General features: G+C 68.8%; 15 protein-coding genes and 1 pseudogene. 8 read left to right on the top strand and 8 right to left on the bottom strand.

From position 1 onward, the window contains the following. The first annotated feature begins 207 nt into the window (after nucleotides 1-207). The 3 genes from VN779_RS03465 (at nucleotide 208) to VN779_RS03475 (ending at nucleotide 4,836) form a co-directional block, all read left to right on the top strand. On the top strand, nucleotides 208-663 hold the full coding sequence (locus tag VN779_RS03465; RefSeq protein WP_325720045.1) for a hypothetical protein: 456 nt from the start codon (nucleotides 208-210) through the stop codon (nucleotides 661-663). Continuing rightward, nucleotides 663-2,795, top strand: a complete 2,133-nt coding sequence (locus tag VN779_RS03470; RefSeq protein ID WP_325720046.1) for a bifunctional polysaccharide deacetylase/glycosyltransferase family 2 protein — start codon at nucleotides 663-665, stop codon at nucleotides 2,793-2,795. Before VN779_RS03465 ends, VN779_RS03470 begins: the two co-directional genes overlap by 1 nt. A gap of 802 nt (nucleotides 2,796-3,597) precedes the next feature. After that, complete coding sequence (locus VN779_RS03475) at nucleotides 3,598-4,836, top strand: chitinase (protein WP_325720048.1); 1,239 nt, start codon at nucleotides 3,598-3,600, stop codon at nucleotides 4,834-4,836. A 62-nt stretch (nucleotides 4,837-4,898) separates the two neighbouring features. On the opposite strand, the gene VN779_RS03480 is transcribed toward VN779_RS03475, so the two are convergent. The 8 genes from VN779_RS03480 to mgrA all read right to left on the bottom strand — a co-directional run bounded on the left by VN779_RS03480 (nucleotide 4,899) and on the right by mgrA (nucleotide 12,202). Then, entirely contained in the window at nucleotides 4,899-5,351 is a 453-nt protein-coding gene (locus VN779_RS03480) for a group II truncated hemoglobin (protein ID WP_325720050.1), read from the bottom strand. Between the two features lie 122 nt (nucleotides 5,352-5,473). Then, nucleotides 5,474-6,694: a glucose-1-phosphate adenylyltransferase gene (gene glgC, locus VN779_RS03485; protein WP_349260626.1), complete on the bottom strand. Its 1,221-nt coding sequence runs from the start codon at nucleotides 6,692-6,694 to the stop codon at nucleotides 5,474-5,476. 40 nt (nucleotides 6,695-6,734) lie between these two features. Then, complete coding sequence (glgA, locus tag VN779_RS03490) at nucleotides 6,735-7,907, bottom strand: glycogen synthase (protein WP_325720054.1); 1,173 nt, start codon at nucleotides 7,905-7,907, stop codon at nucleotides 6,735-6,737. A 117-nt stretch (nucleotides 7,908-8,024) separates the two neighbouring features. Beyond that, nucleotides 8,025-9,194 (bottom strand): alanine--tRNA ligase-related protein, encoded by a 1,170-nt coding sequence (locus tag VN779_RS03495; protein WP_325720056.1) that lies wholly within the window; start codon nucleotides 9,192-9,194, stop codon nucleotides 8,025-8,027. Between the two features lie 300 nt (nucleotides 9,195-9,494). Further along, nucleotides 9,495-9,821, bottom strand: a complete 327-nt coding sequence (locus VN779_RS03500; RefSeq protein WP_325720057.1) for a DUF6510 family protein — start codon at nucleotides 9,819-9,821, stop codon at nucleotides 9,495-9,497. Nucleotide 9,822: 1 nt separating this feature from the next. After that, nucleotides 9,823-10,584, bottom strand: coding sequence for a ferredoxin reductase (locus VN779_RS03505; RefSeq protein ID WP_325720059.1), 762 nt, complete (start codon nucleotides 10,582-10,584; stop codon nucleotides 9,823-9,825). Further along, entirely contained in the window at nucleotides 10,554-11,153 is a 600-nt protein-coding gene (locus tag VN779_RS03510; RefSeq protein WP_325720061.1) for a sulfite oxidase-like oxidoreductase, read from the bottom strand. Before VN779_RS03510 ends, VN779_RS03505 begins: the two co-directional genes overlap by 31 nt. Nucleotides 11,154-11,173: 20 nt before the next feature. Beyond that, nucleotides 11,174-12,202: an L-glyceraldehyde 3-phosphate reductase gene (gene mgrA / locus VN779_RS03515; protein ID WP_325720062.1), complete on the bottom strand. Its 1,029-nt coding sequence runs from the start codon at nucleotides 12,200-12,202 to the stop codon at nucleotides 11,174-11,176. Nucleotides 12,203-12,353: 151 nt separating this feature from the next. Here mgrA and VN779_RS03520 point away from each other — a divergent pair, with 151 nt between their 5' ends. The 5 genes and pseudogenes from VN779_RS03520 to VN779_RS03540 form a co-directional block, all read left to right on the top strand. Continuing rightward, nucleotides 12,354-13,190: an SGNH/GDSL hydrolase family protein gene (locus tag VN779_RS03520; protein WP_325720064.1), complete on the top strand. Its 837-nt coding sequence runs from the start codon at nucleotides 12,354-12,356 to the stop codon at nucleotides 13,188-13,190. A 10-nt stretch (nucleotides 13,191-13,200) separates the two neighbouring features. After that, nucleotides 13,201-13,803, top strand: coding sequence for a DUF4291 domain-containing protein (locus tag VN779_RS03525; protein WP_325720066.1), 603 nt, complete (start codon nucleotides 13,201-13,203; stop codon nucleotides 13,801-13,803). Nucleotides 13,804-13,888: 85 nt separating this feature from the next. Beyond that, nucleotides 13,889-14,599 (top strand): hypothetical protein, encoded by a 711-nt coding sequence (locus VN779_RS03530; RefSeq protein ID WP_325720068.1) that lies wholly within the window; start codon nucleotides 13,889-13,891, stop codon nucleotides 14,597-14,599. 14 nt (nucleotides 14,600-14,613) lie between these two features. Next, nucleotides 14,614-18,615 carry an RHS repeat-associated core domain-containing protein gene (locus tag VN779_RS03535; protein WP_325720070.1) on the top strand — a complete coding sequence of 1,334 codons (4,002 nt, stop codon included), beginning with the start codon at nucleotides 14,614-14,616 and terminating at the stop codon, nucleotides 18,613-18,615. After that, nucleotides 18,605-18,895 (top strand): annotated as a pseudogene (locus VN779_RS03540) (hypothetical protein); the annotation flags it as partial. The gene VN779_RS03535 and the pseudogene VN779_RS03540, both read left to right, overlap by 11 nt.

Genomic DNA, 18,895 nt, shown 5'->3' on the forward strand with positions numbered 1-18,895 from the left:
CTCGGCGCCTATCCGCGTCGAGACGTCCGCGCGTGCTCTTCCCCCCGGCCACGCGCGACGAGCGTCTCCCCGCGGGCCTGCGGCGTCGCGACCCCCCATCCTGGGCGCCGCAGGCCCCGCTCATGCCGGGATAGCGACGAGGATCGGTGCCAAGTGGGCGCGACACGGCTCAGACACACGGCTAGCGCGGCCGCGCGCCCCGCGAGCATGGCAGACCCCGACATGCCGGTCTCCCGGACGCCAGCCACGCAGACCCCGGTCTTCGTCGACGGCACCGGACGTCGCCGCCGCCGCATCCGTCGCGTCGCATACGGCTTGCTGATCGGAGCCTGCGCGTACGGCGCGCTGGTGATTGCAAGCCTTCTCGGCGGCCCAGTGCCTCCGAACGCCCTCCTGCCGTTGCCGGGCGGTCAGCGCAGTCCGATCTCCGCGGGCAAGGCGACCTCGAGCGCGCACCCGGCCACCACCGCCAAACGAGCGGGCACCGGAAACGCCACCACGGCCCCCGGTTCGGGCCCGACAACCGCGGCGGCCCGGTCTGCCTCGTCCCAGGCCGCCGCGCCCTCGGCTTCCCCTTCTCCCTCCGCGACGGCGAGCCGGCACCAACCGCCGGGTCTGGCCGGCAAATCCGCATCGCCGGGCGCGACCGGACACGGCCACTGATGGCGGGCAGACGCCGCGTGGCGCGTGCCGTGCCGCCGCGGGCCCACTGGTTCTTGTTCGCGGTGTCCCTGCTCCTGATGTCCGGGATGCTGCTCACCTACGGCCTGGTGCACCATGAGGTAGGCGCGGAGGGAGCCGGCGGACCGCACCCGACCGGCGGCGCCGAACGAGTCCCGTCCGCGATCGCGAACGGCGGCCCCGTGATCGACACCCGCGGCGGGGCTCAGCGCTCGTATTCGATCCCGGCCGGACGGGTCGCCCTCTCCTTCGATGACGGACCGGATCCGGAGTGGACTGCGAAGATCCTCGCCGTCCTGAAGCGTTACCAGGTGCCGGCCACCTTTTTCGTCGTCGGCGGGCGCGTGGCGCAGAACCCGGGCCTGGTGCGAGCCGAGGTGGCCGCGGGCGACGAGGTCGGCGTCCACACGTTCACTCACACGGATCTGGCCTCCGCGAGCGAGTGGCGCCGGACCTTCGAGTTCTCGCGCACCCAGTCGGTGATCGCGGGCGCCGCCGGGGTCTCCACGCCGCTGCTGCGTCCGCCCTACTCCTCCGAGCCCGACGCGCTGGACGACGCCGACTGGGCCTCGATCCAAGACGCGGGCGCGCATGGCTACCTGGTGGTGCTCGCCAACCGGGACAGCGAGGACTGGCAGCGCCCAGGCGTCGCGCGGATCGTCGCCAACGTGCTGCCCGCAAGCGGAACCCCCGGGCTGCTGGTCATGATGCACGACTCCGGCGGCGACCGCTCGCAAACGGTCGCCGCGCTCAATGTGCTGATTCCCATGCTGCAAGGGCGCGGTTACATCTTCACCACCGTCACCGGGGCGATCGGTGCCCCCACCGCCGTCACGCCGGCCGCCGCGGCGCAGCAATGGCGCGGGCGGCTGCTGGTATGGGCGGTGCAGGGCTCGGATTTGATGGTCACCGCGTTGGGCTGGACCATCCTGGCCGCGGGCGCACTCAGCCTCCTGAGACTGCTTCTGCTGCTTGCCACGGCGCACCGGCATGCGCGACGCCGGCGCAAGCCCTGGGGGCCGCCGGTACGCGAACCGGTGTCCGTGATCGTCCCCGCCTACAACGAGGAGACCGGGATCGAGGCGACGCTGCTCTCCTTGTTCAACTGCAAGTATCCGATGGAGATCATCGTCGTCGACGACGGCTCGACCGACGGCACCGCGGCGGTGGTCGACCGCTTCCGGCACATGGGCGTGCGGCTCATCCGGCAGGCCAACGCGGGCAAACCGGCCGCGCTCAACACCGGGATCGCGCACGCCCGCGGCCACATCCTGGTGCTGCTCGACGGCGACACGGTCTTCCAGCCGGACGCGGTCCACCATCTCGTGCAGCCGTTCAGCGATCCGGATATCGGCGCGGTCAGCGGCAATGCGAAGGTCGGCAACCGGGCCGGGCTGCTCGGCCGCTGGCAGCACATCGAATACGTGGTCGGATTCAACCTCGACCGCCGGTTCTACGATCTGGCCGGATGCATGCCGACGGTGCCCGGTGCGATCGGCGCCTTCCGTCGCGAGGCGCTGCTCGACGTCGGCGGAGTGAGCGACCAGACGCTGGCCGAGGACACCGACCTGACCATGGCGCTGCTCCGGGCCGGATGGCGCGTGGTGTACGAGGAGAAGGCGGTCGCCTGGACCGAGGCCCCGGCCGGCCTCGGCCAGCTGTGGCGGCAGCGTTACCGCTGGTCCTACGGCACCATGCAGGCGATGTGGAAGCACCGGCGCAGCGTGTTCCAGTTCGGCGGCTCCGGACGGCTCGGCCGGCGCGCGATCCCCTACCTGCTGCTGTTCCAGATCCTGCTGCCGCTGCTCGCACCGCTGGTCGACGTCTTCGCCTGCTACGGACTGATCTTCGGGGACGCGGCGCGGATGACGGCCGTGTGGCTCGGTTTCCTGGCAGTGCAGCTCGCCGCCTGCTGGTACGCGTTCGCGCTCGATCGCGAGCGGCGCGGCGTGTTGTGGACGCTGCCGTTACAGCAATTCGTCTATCGCCAGCTGATGTATCTGGTGCTGATTCAGTCGGCGGTCACGGCCGTGACCGGCACGCGCCTGCGCTGGCAGCGCATGGAGCGGCGCGGGCTGGTCACCGCGCTCGACGGCGACCGCGGGCGGGCGTGAATTGTCAGTAACTGGTTGACAGACGTCATCGAGGGGTGCGCGAACGCCGGCTGCGCAGCCGCATCCCCGCCGTGACGACCCACCCGCCACGGCGGCGATCCGGCCCCTGACGCGGCGGATCGGCGTTCGCGGTCCGTGCGCGAATCGCTTTCGATCTCGCCGTGCGCCCACGCCGGTAAGCAGTCGGCGCGGGCACGGGCTCGTGTGGTGCGCCGTCCTCATCAACCACAGACGACCGCGCAGCCGGTCATAACAAAAAGGCGAATCACAGCGCGCCGCTGTTACGCCCGGCACCTAGGGCGTGCCGAGACGCGTCCCGTTAAGCCGCACCCCGGCCGCGCGCTTCAGCTTTCGGCCAGGACACGATCAGGGGCCGTATCCGATCCGTTACCAGGCGGCCGCTTGACGAAGCACTGTGGTCTAGTCCACTTTGGGTTTCGGTGCCGCATCCGTGGCCGAAGACCGACGCGCCTCCCGCACGGCGCCCGCCGGTCAGGATCCGCTTCGCGGCACCGCTGTACAACTGGCGAAAAGGCGTTCGGCGCACGCCCATCCCGGCCCTGGCGTATGCAGGGAGAGGGAGCGGGTCAGGCCGACGCGAAAACGGTCCCGAGTACGCCGATGCGGCGTACCGCGTGCCACCGTGCTTCGCCCTACTGACGCGTCCACTTCTCTCACCGCCTCGATCGGGACGGACGACGCCCTGCCGGGCCCACACCCGGTCGTGCGGCACGGCCCTGACACGCAAGCGCCCACCGCGTGTCGCGACCGCGCCTGACGACGAAAACAGAGGGAAGATGAAATGAAAGCTCTGCCTCTGCGCGGCAAGCCGCGCTGGATCGCCGCCGGATCCGCGGCGCTCCTGGCCACCTGTGGCCTGGTGCTGACCACGGTCATCGCCGCGTCGCCGGCGAACGCCGCCGTGGTGCAGGTCGCGCCGTACGTCGACATGTCCAACAACCAGGAACCGATGCTCAACGCCGCGGCGAGCCAGGCCGGCCTGCACAACTACACCGCCGCGTTCGTGATCGGCTCGGGCTGCACCCCGATCTGGGGCGACACCCTGCCGGTCACCAACGACCCGGCCATGGACCAGCAGATCGCCACCGCGCGCTCGGCCGGCGCCACGCCGATCGTTTCCTTCGGCGGCGCGGGCGGCAGCGAGCTGGCGCTGACCTGCACCACCGCCTCCAGTCTCCAGGCCGCCTACCAGTCCGTGATCAGCCACCTCGGGGTCAACCACATCGACTTCGACATCGAAGGCGCGACCCTGGACTTCACCTCGAACAACAACGTGCGCTTCCAGGCCATCAAGGGCCTGGAATCCGCCAACCCAGGCCTGGTGGTCTCGGCGACCCTGCCGGTGCTGCCCAGCGGTCTGGCCGCGGACGGCGTCGCGTTCCTCAACCTGGCCAAGCAGGACGGCGCCCGCATCGACGTGATCAACGTCATGGCGATGGACTACGGCTCGTCCTTCACCGGGGACATGGGTCAGGAGGCGATCCAGGCGGCGCAGAACACGCTGAACCAGGCGCGCGCGGACTGGCCGGGCGACACCTACGCCAACATCGGCGTCACCCCGATGATCGGCCAGAACGACAACTCCGCCGAGGTGTTCTCGGAGGCGAACGCTTCCGCGCTGGTGAGCTGGGCCAGCAGCAACGGCCTTGGCCGGCTGGCGTTCTGGTCGGTGGACCGCGACCAGCCCTGCTCTGGCTCGGCCAACGGTCTGCCTTCGTGCTCTGAGATCAGCCAGGGCAAGCTCGACTTCACCAAGATCTTCCTCGGTGGAGGCGGCAACGGCGGGGGCGGCCCGTCGCCGAGTACGAGCCCGTCGCACTCCCCGTCACCGTCCCCGTCGCCCACCGGCGGCAGTGGCGGCGGCAGCTGCTACCCGGCCTGGAACGCGAACACGTCGTACGTGCCCGGCAACAACGTCTCCTACAACCACATCGACTACACGGCGACCTACTGGTCGACCGGCGTGACTCCGGGTTCTGCGATCGCGTGGAACATCTGGAAGTCAGACGGCTCCTGCTGACAATCGCCTGACACTCCCGGGTGGGCCGCCGGTCATCGCGGCGGCCCACCCATCGGCCCGCTTCACCGATCGCCGGTGACCAGACCGTCCCACGACCAATGCGGAATGCTGAGACCGGCCGGCACCTCGTCCGGGCTCCGGTAACGCTCCATCGTCGTCGTGGTCGCCCAGGCGAAGTAGTCGTGCAGCACTTGTCGCAGCCGCGCGTCACTGATCCCAGCATCATCGAGCGCTTGATCGAAACAGGCGATCGCGCAAAGATCCATCTCCGTGCGATCGCTAGGGCCGCTGTGTATCCGCACGACCATCGTCTCGTCCCCGTACTCGGTGGAGTACGCCGCGGGGCCGCCGAGCGCTTCGGCCCAGTACGCGGCCAGCCGCGCCGTGTGCTCCGGACGAAAGCCGTGACTGAATGCGTGGCTGACGACCTCGTCCGCCAGGACCCGCGCATGCCAGGCGTCGGCGAGTCGGCCCATACCCTCGGCGCCACCCGCGGCTTCGTACACCGTCTTCATTCAGCCAGCATTGCACCGCGCCTCGACCTGCGCTCCCGGGCGAGACGGCTCTGCTTCGCGATCGGGAAGTAAATGCCGTCTCGCTCAGCCGGACAACCGCGGGCAGCGCTCGCCGCGATCGGTCAGAGCACCCGCTGGCCCTTCCCCAGCGCGACGATCCCGTTCGCCGAGACGTGATAAAGCTCCCTGTCACGCTCGGGGTTGACGCCGACCGTCGCACCCGGCGGCACGACGATGTTCTTGTCCAGCACCGCCCGGCGCACCACCGCGCCGCGGCCGATGCGGACGTTGTCGTGCAGGATCGAGCCCTGAACCACCGCCCCCTCCTCGATGATCACGCCAGGTGAGAGCACGGACTGGGTGACCTGCCCGCTGATGATGCAGCCCGGCGCGACCATCGACTCGCCGGCGATGCCGCCGGCCACGAACTTCGCGGGGGGCAGTTGCAGCTGGTGCGTGTAGATCGGCCACTCGCGGTTGTAGAGGTTGAAGACCGGGTGGATCGAGATCAGGTCCGTGTGCGCGTCGTAGTACGCGTCGAGGGTTCCGACATCCCGCCAGTAGCCGTGGTCGCGCTCGGTCTCGCCGGGGACGTGGTTCTGGTCGAAGTCGTAGACCTGGACCTGGCCGGCCTCGGTGAGCATCGGCAGGATGCTGCCGCCCATGTCGTGCACCGAGCGGTCGTCGTCGGCGTCCCGGTCGAGCGCGTCGAGCAACACCTTTGTCGTGAACACATAGTTGCCCATCGAGGCGTACACCCGGTCCGGATCGTCCGGCAGCCCCGGCGGATCGGCCGGCTTCTCCAGGAAACCCTCGACCCGCAGGCCGTCCGAGGCCGGAGTGATGATGCCGAACGAGGGCGCCTCCGCCCGCGGGATGCGGATGCCCGCGACCGTCGCGCCGGCGCCGCCTTCGATGTGCTGTTGCAGCATCTGGCGCGCGTCCATCCGGTACACGTGGTCCGCGCCGAATACCACGATGTAGTCGGGATGCTCGTCGTGCACGAGGTTGAGCGACTGGTAGATCGCGTCGGCGCTGCCGAGGAACCAGCGCGGGCCGAGCCGCTGCTGCGCGGGCACCGGCGTGACGTAGTTGCCCAGCAGGTTCGACATCCGCCAGGTGGTGGTGATGTGCCGGTTGAGCGAGTGCGACTTGTACTGCGTCAGCACACAGATGCGCATGACGTCCGCGTTGACGAGGTTGGACAGCACGAAGTCCACCAGCCGGTAGGTGCCGCCGAAGGGCACGGCCGGTTTGGCCCGGTCGGCGGTGAGCGGCAGCAGCCGTTTGCCCTCGCCGCCCGCGAGCACGATTCCCAGCACCGAAGGTCCGCCGCGCATCAGCCGCCCCTTTACTCCATTGCCCTGACCTGGGAGAAGGCCGTCACTTCCCCAGGACTTCCTGGTACACCGCCACGGTCCGGCGGGCGATGGCATCCCAGCCGAACTCCCGCACCGCGCGTTCGCGGCCCGCCTCGCCCATGCGCTCGGCGGCGGCCGGATCCGCGATGACGCCGTCCAGCGCCTCGGCGAGCGCCGCCTCGAACGCGGCCGGGTCCTTCTCGTGGTACGGGACCAAGTACCCGGTGACGCCGTCCTGCACCACCTCGGGGATGCCGCCGACCGCCGAAGCCACCACCGGAGCGCCGCAAGCCATGGCTTCCAGGTTGACGATCCCGAGTGGCTCATAAACCGATGGGCAGACGAACACCGCGGCGTGGCTGAGCAACTGGATGACCTCGGGACGCGGCAGCATCTGCGGGATCCAGATCACGCCGTCGCGGGACCGGCGCAGTTCGTCGACCAACTCGCGAAACTCCCGGTCGATCGCGGGCGTGTCCGGAGCCCCGGCGCACAGCACGAGCTGCGCGGACGCAGTGAGCGAGCGTGCGGCGCGCAGCAGATGCGGCACGCCCTTCTGGCGCGTGATGCGCCCGACGAAAAGGACGTAGGGCCGATCCGGATCGACGCCGTGCCGGGTCAACGCCTCAGTGCCGGAGTCGGGCCGGTAAAGCGCGGTGTCGATGCCGTTGTGCACGACCTGGACCTTGGCCGGGTCCAGCGCGGGATAGCAGCTGAGGATGTCCTCTCGCATCCCGCGCGAGACGGCGATCACCGCGTCCGCGGCCTCGATCGCGGTGCGCTCGGCCCAGCTGGAGAGCGTGTAGCCGCCACCGAGTTGCTCGGCTTTCCACGGGCGCAGCGGTTCGAGCGAGTGCGCGGTCATCACGTGCGGGATGCCGTAGAGGAGCTTGGCGATATGCCCGGCCATGTTGGCGTACCAGGTGTGCGAGTGGACCAGGTCGCGGTCCGCCACGGCCGCGGCCATAGCCAAGTCGACCGACAGGCTGCGCAGCGCCTCGTTGGCGTCGGCCAGCGTCTCGGCCGGGGCGTGCCGCTGGACGCCCGCCTGCGGCTCGGTCGCCTTCTGACTGGCCCAGCAGTGCACGGACACGTCGGTGAGCGCCTGAAGCTCCCTGGCCAGGAACTCGACGTGAACGCCCGCGCCGCCGTACACATCGGGCGGGAACTCCCTGGTCAGCAGGCCGACTTTCAAGATGCCTCCTGGCGACGTCACCGAGTACGGACGTTCATGTTGCAGAACATAGCCCAGTATCAGGGCGTAGGCGAGCACGAGATCACGAGCTGCCGAGAACTCTCACCCGCGGAACTCTCACCGCTGCGTCAGCAGGTTGTCGACGAGTTCGCGCGGAAGACCGTGCGTCTCGTGCAGGCTGCGGTAATCGTCCTCGTCCAGGCTGCCTCGGCGTAGCCGTCGCGAGACCTCCTGACGGCCTCGCTCAAGCAGCCCCGAGAAGCGCCGCTCCTCGTCGCGCAGCACGTCATAGACCTTTCCGCCGTCGCTTGATTGCCCGAAGCGACTGAGTGTGTCCTCGACGAGATCCGGCGGCAGGTCGGTGACCGTGCGGGAAGGGTCGCCGCGCCAGAGGGTTGTCAGCGTCCGACGGATGAGCCGGCGCAGCACGTAGCCGCGGCCGGTGTTCGAGGGCGATACTCCGTCTCCGATCACGACGATGCTCGAACGCAGGTGGTCGATGACGATGCGCGACGATCGTTCATCCAGCGTCCACAGTCGCGGAATCGTCGTTCCCCAGGGCACGAACACGTCGCATTCGAACACCGACTCCTTGCGTTGCAGGATCGTCAGCAGCCGCTCCAAGCCGAGCCCGGTATCGATGCTGGTTTGCTGAAGCGGCTCGAGGCTTCCGTCCTCGTGGCGGCGGTAGCGCATCGTCACGTGGTTCCAGACCTCCACCCAGCGCGGGTCGCCGGTCGGTGTGCCGCTTGGCGGTCCGTCGCCGGTCCACACGAAGATCTCGGTGTCCGTGCCGCAGGGGCCGACCGGGCCGTTGGACCACCAGTTTTCCTCGCCGGTCGGCTCGACCGGCACGCCCAGCTCGCTCCAGGTGCGCCAGTAGTCGCTGTCCGGGCCGACCTGGCCGTCTCCGCCGAAGACCGTCACAAACAAGCGGCCCGGATCGATGCCGTAGCCGTCGCGCAGCAGTTCGTATCCCCAGCGGATGCTCTGGACGCCGTCATAGTCGCCGAGGGACCACGAACCGAGCATCTGAAATACGGTCAGGTGGGTGCGATCGCCGACCTCGTCGAGATCCGTGGTGCGCAGGCAGCGCTGCACGCCGACCAGGCGCCGGCCCTGCGGATGCGGGCATCCCAGCAGGTAAGGAGTGAGCGGGTGCATTCCGGAGGTGGTGAACAGCACCGGATCGCGGGGCTCGGGCACGAGCGAACTTCCGTCGATGAGGCCGTGGCCGCGTTCGCGGAAGAAATCGATGAATGTCTTGACAGTCTGGTCCGAGTCCACCGCAGTGGCTCCTTCGGTTTCATGGCAACCGGAACGGGAGCGATGGGGTGCGCTAAGCGGATGCGGGATCCGAGAACCAGGATCCCGGCAGCAGAAAGTCACACCGGCGAGCCGATTCCGGTCGCCGGGGGAAAGAACAGGGAGGCTGAGGTCAGCCGACGGCAACCGACGAGCTGGTAGCTCGCGCGGTCGCGGCCGAATGTCGGGACGTGATGACCTCCATGCTTCGACGATAGACCGCGCCAGGCCTCGCCGGCATCTTCATTTCCTTCGCTCGGCTCAGAGGGCGTCTGATCCCTCTCAGGGGGCGAGCGGAATCCGCAGGCTCACGGTGCCACGCAGGTCCAGCCACGCGGCGTCGGGGCCACGCACCAGCCGCAAGACCACCTGCTCGCAGTCCGGGCAGCGCGCGACAAGGCCGGGTTCGGGCCCGTAGACGCGCAGCCGGGCCAGCGGACCGGTGCTGCCGCAGCCGGTACAGCGGCCCACCGCGGCGGTCACGTCGACCGCGAAGATTTCCGAGAGCGGCCCGGCCAGGGCGTTGCCGTCCTGGTACGTCGCGTCGCCAGGACGCGCGCTTTGCGCGAACTGCGCCTTATCAGACTCGGCCGTACCAAACTCCGTCATGTCAACCTCCGCTTGGGCCGAAGCGTTCGGTGCGGATCAGGGCAGGATCGTGGCCGAGTTCGACGAGCAGATCGGCGGCGTGTTCCACGAACCCGGTGGGTCCGCACACGTAGACGGCCGGGTCGAAGTCCGCCGGCCAGCCGGTCACCGCCAGGTCCTCAGCAATAAGCCGTGCCGGCGGCCGTCGCCAACCGGCCGGAGCCTTTCGTGTGTAGATGAACGTCGTATCCAGCCCTGGGTCGCCGCGGCGCAGTTCGGGCAGGTACATGCGGTCTTCGGGAGTGCGCACCGAATAAAGGAGCCGGAAGGGCGCGCGGTTGCCAGTCGTCCGGCGGGTCCGGATCATCGCCATCAGCGGCACGACCCCGGAGCCGCCGGCCACCAGCAACACCGGTTCGGTCTGCTCCTGCCGCCACACGAACCAGCCGCCGACCGGCCCGCGCAGCTCGATCTGGTCGCCGACCGCCAGGGCTTCGGCCAGATAGGGCGAGACTTCACCGTCCGGCACCTGCTGGACCGTCAGTTCGATTCGGTCGCTTCCGGGTTCCGGCGCCGAGGCGATCGAATAGCTGCGCTGCGTGCTGTACCCGTCCTCAGCAGTCAGCCGCACGTCAACGTGCTGACCGGGCAGGTGTCCCGCCCAGCCTGGCACGGACAGCACAAGGGTGTGCGCGGCGGGCGTTTCCTCCCGCCGCTCGACCAGTGTCGCCGCCTGCCACCGCAGGCGCTGCCCTAGTCGCCCTGGTACCGCTGTTCGCGCCATGGGTCTCCGTACTCGTGGTAGCCGGCGCTCTCCCAGAACCCCGGCTCGTCCTGAAGCAGCAACTGGATTCCGCGCACCCACTTCGCGGACTTCCAGAGGTAAAGGTGCGGCACCAGCAGCCTCGCCGGACCGCCGTGCTCGGGCGCCAGGTCCTCGCCTTCGTAGGAGTAGGCGATCCAGGCCTTGCCGTCGAGCAGGTCCTCCAGCGGCAGGTTCGTCGTATAGCCGCCATAGGCGTGCACGAGGGCGAAGTCGGCGGCCGACTCGACGTCCTCGAACAGCAGATCCAGCGAGACGCCCTGCCATTCGGTCTCGAACTTGGACCACTTGGTGACGCAGTGCAGGTCCACGGTCGGCCGCTCGGAGGGAAGCGCGGTCAGCTGGGCCCAGTCCCAGGCGTGCCGAACCCCGCCCTCGGTCGTGATGGTGAACTCCCAGCGGTCGCGACTGACCCGCGGGGTCGGCCCGGCCGAAAGCACCGGGAAGTCGTGCGTCTCGTACTGCCCCGGCGGCAGCCTGCCGTCGTCGGAACGCGGCCGTCCGTGAAACCCGCGGGAGATGATCGCCATCGCGCTGCGTCCCTTCCGCGTCACGCCTCGCCCGAGGCGGCCCAAAGGTTGATACCCGATTCAACCGCGTACTTGTCGATGCTGGCCAGTTCCTCGTCGGCGAAGTCCAGCCGGTCCAGCGCGCCGAGGTTGTCGTCGAGCTGCGTGACGCTACTCGCGCCGATCAGCACTGAGGTCACCCGCGGGTCGCGTAGGGCCCAGGCCAGCGCCATCTGCGCCAGCGACTGCCCGCGCTCGGCGGCGATCGCGTTGAGGGCGCGCACGTGCTCGATGTTGCCCTCGCTCAGCAGGTCGGTGGACAGCGACGAGTCGCGCGACGCCCGCGAGCCCTCCGGGACGCCGCCGAGGTACTTGTTCGTCAGCATCCCCTGCGCAAGCGGCGAGAACGCGATGCAGCCGACGCCGAGTTCGCCGAGCGTGTCCAGCAATCCGTTCTCAATCCACCGATTCAGCATCGAGTACGAGGGCTGATGGATGAGCAGCGGCGTGCCGAGCGAGCGCAGGATGTCCGCTGCTTGACGGGTGCGCTCCGGGCTGTACGAGGAGATGCCCGCGTACAAGGCCTTTCCGGAGCGCACCGCCGCGTCCAGCGCGCCCATCGTCTCCTCCAGCGGCGTGTCCGGGTCGAACCGGTGGCTGTAGAAGATGTCGACGTAGTCCAGGCCCATCCGGGTCAGCGACTGGTCGAGGCTGGCCAGCAGGTATTTGCGCGAGCCGCCGCCTTGGCCGTACGGGCCGGGCCACATGTCGTACCCGGCCTTGGTGGAGATGATCAGCTCGTCCCGGTACGGCCGGAAGTCCTGGGCGAACAGTGTGCCGAAGTTGGCCTCGGCGCTGCCGTAGGGCGGGCCGTAGTTGTTCGCCAGATCGAAGTGGGTGATGCCGCGATCGAAGGCGCGGCGCAGGATCGCGCGCTGGGTCTCGAACGGCTGAGCGTCGCCGAAGTTGTGCCACAGCCCGAGCGAGATGGCGGGCAGCTCCAGGCCGGACCGGCCGCACCGCCGGAAGACCGCGGCGTCGTAACGCTCATCAGCGGCGAGATACCCCATCGCGAACCCTCCTGTGACCCTGTCAACCTGCTCCCCACCCTCTCCTGCGGCTGCGGCGCTGTCCAATAGAAGGAGCGGATCCGAGCGATCACGACCGCGGCTCAATCCTGGCCATGGTGAATACTGGACGCTGCCGAAATGGAGGTTGAGCGTGCGGTTCGTGGCGATCGGTGACAGCTTCACCGAGGGAGTCGGCGATGTGCGGCCGGATGGCGGCCTGCGCGGATGGGCGGACCTGGTCGCCGCCGGGCTGAGCGCGGCGCTGGCCGAGCGCGGCGAGCCGTTGGAGTACGCGAACCTGGCCATTCGCGGGCGGCTGCTGCGGCCGATCGTGACCGAACAGCTGGAAGCCGCGCTGACGCTGGACCCGGCCGCCGATCTGCTGACGCTCAACGGTGGCGGCAACGACATGCTGCGTCCCGGCGTGCGCCTCGATCAACTGCTGGAGCTGACCGAGCACGCGATCCGGCGCTGCGTCGAAGCCGGGGTGCGCCCGGTCCTGCTCAGCGGCGCGGACCCGACCGCGCAGCTGCCGCTGGGCCGGATGGTCCACCGACGCGCCGCGTACCTGACCGCCGGGCTTGCCGAGGTGTGCGCCCGGCACGGCGTCACTCTGGTCAACTGCTTCGCTGACCAGGAAATCCGCGACCCGCGCTACTGGACGATTGACCGCCTGCACCTCAACAGTCATGGCCATGAGCGTGTCGCCGGGCTGGTGCTGCACGCGCTCGGGTTCGCCCCGGCGCCGGGTTCGTTCGCCGCGTCCGACGCGACGCTCACCACACCATCCGGCTCAGTGACCGCAGCGGTGAGCGCCCAAGGCGTAACGACCAACGCCCGCTACTACCGCGAGCACGTTCTGCCGTGGATCAATCGGCGGCTGCGCGGCCGGTCCTCCGGCGACAACCGTGAAGCCAAGCACCCGCACTGGCAGCTGGTCACACCGCCGGCCCCGGCGGCTGCCGGCTCTCAGCTCGCGGCCGAATAAGGGGACGATCATGGATATCCCCAAGCGCCAAATCAGAGCCTTGTACGACGACGACTCGATCACGGTGTACCAGGCGTACGGCCCGGCGATCGCGATCCCAGCCGCGGCCGGCGACCGCTTCGGCCCGAGCTTCAAACGCAGCCGGATGACGTGGATCAAGCCGTCCTTCCGCTGGATGATGTACCGCTGCGGCTGGGCGACCAAGCCCGGCCAGGAGCACGTCCTGGCGATCCGGATCGACCGCGCCGGGTTCGAGTGGGCACTGGAACACAGCGCGTTCGCACACTTCGATGCGTCGCTGCACGCCTCATCCGAGGCTTGGCGCGCGACGCTGCGCGAACCCGTGCGCGTTCAATGGGATCCGGAACGGGATCTGCGCTTCGCGCCGCTCCCACACCGCTCCCTGCAAATTGGGCTCAGCGCAGAGGCCGTCGCACGGTACTGTGACCAGTGGATCCGGGAGATTCGCGACGTCACCGACCTGGCCCGGGAGTGTCACGCCCAGCTGCGCGAGCAGGGTCCTGACGCCGCCGCGAAGCTGTTGCCGGCCGAGCGCCCGTATCCCGTGTCGCCGCCGATCGCCGCACGCATCGGCATGGAGACCGATCAGTAGAGCGTGCACTCCATCGCACGTGGACGCGGGCGGCGGCCGCGGATACGTTGGGCCGGGGTGGAGCACACACGGGAGGGATGGGGTCATGGCGGTAGACGATCTGCCGATGCCGGTCGTTAACTTCCTCAACGTCATCGGGATCGAGTGGCCTTATATCAACGAGGACACCATCTACGACTTCGCGAAGCTGGTGCGCGAGTTCGGGCAGGCGGTCGAGCGCACGCACAAGGACGCCGCGGACGCGGTGACGAAGCTCGCCCAAGCACATCAGGGCGCTTCGACCCGGCAGATGCAGTCCGGTTGGTCGGAGCTCTCCGATCGACACGTCACCGAGATCCTGGCGGCCTGTGAGGTAGTCGCCGACGCACTCGAAGTCTGGGCGGGGTACATCATCGCGCAGAAGGCCGAGGCGGTGGCGCAGCTGATCGAGATGGCGGTGGAGTTCTTCGCCGACCAGGCCGCGTCAGTGGCCACGCTGGGGATCGCGGAGGCGGCGCTGCCGGTGATCATCGAGGCGGGGCAGAAGCTCAGCCAGTCGCTGATCCAGGACCTGGAGCAGTACGTCATCGGTAAGGTGATCGAGGCGGCGCTCAAGCCGTTCTTCGCGAAGGTCGAGTCGATGCTGGCGGGCTTGGACTGGGGCAATACCAGCAAGGCGGAATCAGGGGTCGGCGACTCGTTCAGCCTGGACGAGGCCGCGGCGCGCGCGCAGATATCGGTACTGCGTCAGCATGCTGAGACAATGGTCGGGCACGCGCAGACGTTGAAGTCGGGACTTGCGGGGTTGAGCTTCTAATGGGTGGGCGGTTCATGGCCGAGGTCGCCGCGGGGGCGGCCAAGGACTTCGCCGAAGCGGGCGACAACGCGGCGCAGACGATCAGCAAGAAGCTGCTTTCCGATGTGGCCGACACCGAGGAGAGCGCGGTCGACCGCACTCTCGCCACGGACGCCGAGCGCGCCACGAAGATCAGCAACATCATGGGCGACGCGTCCGGCGGCACCGACACGGCGGCCGCGGACGTCGAAGCGAACGCGGGCTCCGACGCGTCCTCGGCGGCCACCTCCGCCGAGTCGGGCGCCGGGGACGGCGAGTTCGGCGGCGGCGACAGCGGCGGTCAGGGTTCTGAGGGCGACGGACCGACGCCGGACTGCAAGGACCCGATCGATCCGGTCAGCGGGCAGATGATGACCGCGAAGGCCGATGTCGAGCTCGGCGGGGTGTTGCCGCTGATCCTGCGCCGCGCGTACGCATCGGGCTACCGACACGGCCGGCTCTTCGGCCCCGGCTGGTCCTCGACGCTGGACCAGCGGTTGGTCATCGACGCGGACGGCATCCACTTCCTCGGGGACGACGCGCAGACGCTCAACTACGGGGTGCCCACGCAGCACGGCCAGCGGATGCTGCCCGCGGCCGGGGCGCGCTGGCCGCTGACCTGGGATCGCACGACCGACACGATCGCCGTCCTCGATCCGGCCTCCGGCCTGACCCGGCACTTCACCCCCGCCGATAGCGGCACTGACGGCGCTCACGGCGCTGCCGACGGTGCGGCCGGCGCCGAAACGGAAGTCCGCCATCTCGCGCGCATCACCGACCGCAACGGCAACTGGCTGACCGTCACCCGCGACGTGGACGGCGTACCGAGCCAAGTGGATCACGTGGGTGGGTACCGGATCGCGGTCGACACCGCGTACCGAGGCACCGGCTTCCGAGTCGAAGCTCTGCGGCTGATAGACGCCGCACACCCCGAGGGCGTCCCTCTAGTCGGTTACAGCTACGACCCGGCCGGGCGGCTCGTCGAGATCCTCGACGCGAACAACGTGCCGCTCATCTACGAATACGACGACGTCGATCGCATCACCGCGTGGATCGATCGCGGCGGCTACCGATACGACTACGAGTACGACGACAGCGGCCGTATCGCGCGCGTCGGCGGCGAGGATGGAACGCTCGGCGCGACGTTCGAATACGACCTCGAAGCCCGCTGCACGAGGGTCGTCGACAGCTATGCGGCGGTCACCGAGTACTGGTACGACGAACACAACCACCTCACCAGGCTCGTCGATCCGGCCGGCAACGCCACGCTGATGAGCCATGACCGTTTCGGTCGTCTGCTCGAGCACACCGATCCGCTCGGCAACACCACGCGGTTCGTGCGGGACGAGACGGGGAACGTCCGGGAGTTGCAGCGTGCTGACGGCACGCGCGTTCTAGCCGAGTACAACGAGTTCCAGCAGCCGACTCGGATCACCGCGCCAAGCGGGGCCGTATCAGTACTCGCATACGACGAGCGCGGAAACCTCGCGGCCTCCACAGACCCATCGGGTTCGGCCGTTCGCTACACATACGACGAACACGGAGCGCTGATCGACGCGACCGATCCGCTTGGCAACACGACCGCGATCAGCACCGACCGGGCCGGCCTGCCGCTCGCCATCACCGACCCGCTCGGCTCGGTCTGGACCGTCGCGCGGGACGCGCACGGCCGAGTCGTGCGCTCGACGGATCCGCTCGACCATGTCACCACCACCGAGTACGACGCCGACGGACGCCCGGTAGCTCGCACAACCGCGGACGGCGCTCGCGAAACCTGGGCCTACGACACGCGCGGAAACCTGGTCCGCCACGTCAACCCGGCCGGCTTCGAAACAACCTTCGAATACGGTCCCTTCCGCACCATCCTTTCGCGCACGGACCCGGACGGTTCGAGATACCAGTTCACGCACGACCGCGAGCTGCGCCTGACCGCGGTCACGAACCCGTCCGCCGCGAGCTGGATCTACGAGTACGACGACGCCGGGAATCTGGTGGCGGAGCAGGATTTCAACGGCAGGCGGCTGGGCTATGCCTACGACGCCGCGGGACGGCTCGCGCAGCGCGTCAACGGCGCCGGAGAGACGGTCGACCTCGTCCGCAACGCGCTGGGGCACGTGATCGAGCAGCACCTCCCCGACCAGCGGACCGCGACGTTCGAGTACGACGTCGACGGCGCGCTCATCCGCGCCGCGAACCAGGACGCGCAGCTCGAGTTCGCCCGCGACGTCACCGGCAGAGCGATCGCCGAGACCGTCGAAGGCAGAACTCTGTCGAGGAGCTATGACGCTCTCGGAAACCGGATCTCGCGAACCACGCCGGGTGGCCACGCGAGCAGCTGGGCGTACGACGCGGCAGGCAGGCCGGTTTCGCTCACCACCAGCGCCCAGCAGATCAGCTTCGGCCACGACGCCGCCGGCCGCGAATCGCATCGCTGGCTCAGCGCGAGCACGGCGCTGACGAACGAGTGGGACCAGCTCGGCCGGCTTACCTCGCGCAAGCTCCTCGCGGTCACCGGCCCCGACGACGCGCGCATCTCAGACCTGATCCACGAACGGACCTGGACCTACCGCGCCGACGGCAATCCCGACTCGGTCGCCGACTCGCAAGACGGAACCAGGGCCCTGACTCTCGACCCGCTCGGCCGGGTCACCGCCGTCAGTGCGGCGACATGGTCCGAGCAGTACGCATACGACGCACTCGGCAACCTGACGCACGCTGCCGACAGCCGCAACGCCGACGCACCCACGGCAGGTGCTCGCGAGCTGAGCGGCACGCTGTTGCGACAGGCCGGCCGTACCAGCTACGAGTACGACGCCCAGGGCCGGCTGGTGAAGACCGTCCGCAGGACGCTGTCCGGAGGCCGCAAGGTCTGGACGTACTCGTACGACGCATTCGACCGGATGGTCGAAGCGCAGACGCCAGACGGCCAGCGGTGGACGTACACATACGACGCCCTCGGCCGTCGGATAGCGAAGCAGCTCGTGGCCGAGGACGGCCAGATCCGCGAGCAGACCCGCTTCACCTGGGACGGCGCGTCCCTGGCCGAGCAGGAGCACATCCGCGCCGGGCGGGATGAGGTCACCACGACGGCGTGGGACTACGAGCCGGGCACCTGGACCCCGGTAGCGCAAGACCGCCGGACGTACTACGCCCACGCGCCGCAAGAGGTGATCGACCAGCGTTTCCACGCGATCGTCACCGACCTGATCGGCACCCCGACCGAACTCGTCACGCCAGAGGGCGAGATCGCCTGGCGCCGCTCGGCCGGCCTCTGGGGCAACCGGCTCCCGGCAGCGACGGCGGTCACGGCGGCCACGGCGGCCACGGCGGCGAGGACAGCAGCAACGGCAGCAACGGCGAGCGACGCCGCAGCCGACTGCCCGCTGCGTTTCCCCGGCCAGTACCACGACGCGGAAACCGGCCTCGACTACAACTACCGGCGCTACTACGACCCGGACACGGGCCGATACACCGCGCCCGACCCCCTCGGTCTGGCCCCCGCGCCGAACCATTACGGCTATGTAGGCAACCCGCTCTCCTGGCTCGACCCGCTCGGCCTGACCGGTGACGACGGCTCCGGCGGCAGCCCGGGCGACTTCGAAGAGTTCTACCGCACCATGAGCAAGGAGCACTACGACAAGCTCGTCGCAACCGGGCAGCTTCAACCCACCGCCGAGACATTCGTCTCCCCGACGCAGGGCTTCTCAGAGGACTACCAAGGCGTGTTGGTCAAGTTCAAGATGCAGCCTGGAACACGGGACAAGCTCGCCGAGATCGGCGTGCGTGATACTTCGCGAGCCACAAGCGCCGAGTTCCCCGACATGCCGACGGTGGGGAAGGGATGGACTCGCAACAACGCCTTCTTCAAGGGTGAGGGCGTCGACGCCGGGGGCGCGGGCCATACCAACATCGGCCTCGGCAGAGGTAAGGGACTTAAGGTGTTCAATGACAACATCGCTGACTTCGAAAAGATCAAGGAGATCGGGTGTGACTCCTGAGGCCGAAAAGCTGATCCTCGCAATGGTCTACCGACCGGGCGACGTCAGTGGCGGTGACGCCGGAGCTGTGCTCCGATACTTCGGCACGGACGACGGAGTAGAGCTCGGTAAGCGGCTGCTGCTTGAGGCCATCGAGCGAAAGGATGCCTCTGATTTCGAGTTGGCGCTGATCGTGTGCGGACGATTCGGTGCGATCGACGAATCGCTCATGCCGTTGTTCATCGAGCAAAGCTACGCGGACTGGCACACTCGGCACGAGGAACTGGTCTCCATCCTGGGC

Origin of the sequence: Actinocrinis sp., assembly GCF_035605935.1 — a bacterium.
Lineage (GTDB): Bacteria > Actinomycetota > Actinomycetes > Streptomycetales > Catenulisporaceae > Actinocrinis.

What these genes read in the sequence shown, in the direction of transcription:
- VN779_RS03525 (WP_325720066.1), top strand. Translation starts at nt 13,201, where the DNA reads ATGGATATCCCCAAGCGCCAAATCAGAGCCTTGTACGACGACGACTCG.
- VN779_RS03500 (WP_325720057.1), bottom strand. Translation starts at nt 9,821, where the DNA reads ATGACGGAGTTTGGTACGGCCGAGTCTGATAAGGCGCAGTTCGCGCAA.
- VN779_RS03530 (WP_325720068.1), top strand. Translation starts at nt 13,889, where the DNA reads ATGGCGGTAGACGATCTGCCGATGCCGGTCGTTAACTTCCTCAACGTC.
- VN779_RS03535 (WP_325720070.1), top strand. Translation starts at nt 14,614, where the DNA reads ATGGCCGAGGTCGCCGCGGGGGCGGCCAAGGACTTCGCCGAAGCGGGC.
- VN779_RS03510 (WP_325720061.1), bottom strand. Translation starts at nt 11,153, where the DNA reads ATGGCGATCATCTCCCGCGGGTTTCACGGACGGCCGCGTTCCGACGAC.
- VN779_RS03465 (WP_325720045.1), top strand. Translation starts at nt 208, where the DNA reads ATGGCAGACCCCGACATGCCGGTCTCCCGGACGCCAGCCACGCAGACC.
- VN779_RS03505 (WP_325720059.1), bottom strand. Translation starts at nt 10,584, where the DNA reads ATGGCGCGAACAGCGGTACCAGGGCGACTAGGGCAGCGCCTGCGGTGG.
- VN779_RS03480 (WP_325720050.1), bottom strand. Translation starts at nt 5,351, where the DNA reads ATGAAGACGGTGTACGAAGCCGCGGGTGGCGCCGAGGGTATGGGCCGA.
- VN779_RS03475 (WP_325720048.1), top strand. Translation starts at nt 3,598, where the DNA reads ATGAAAGCTCTGCCTCTGCGCGGCAAGCCGCGCTGGATCGCCGCCGGA.
- VN779_RS03470 (WP_325720046.1), top strand. Translation starts at nt 663, where the DNA reads ATGGCGGGCAGACGCCGCGTGGCGCGTGCCGTGCCGCCGCGGGCCCAC.
- mgrA (WP_325720062.1), bottom strand. Translation starts at nt 12,202, where the DNA reads ATGGGGTATCTCGCCGCTGATGAGCGTTACGACGCCGCGGTCTTCCGG.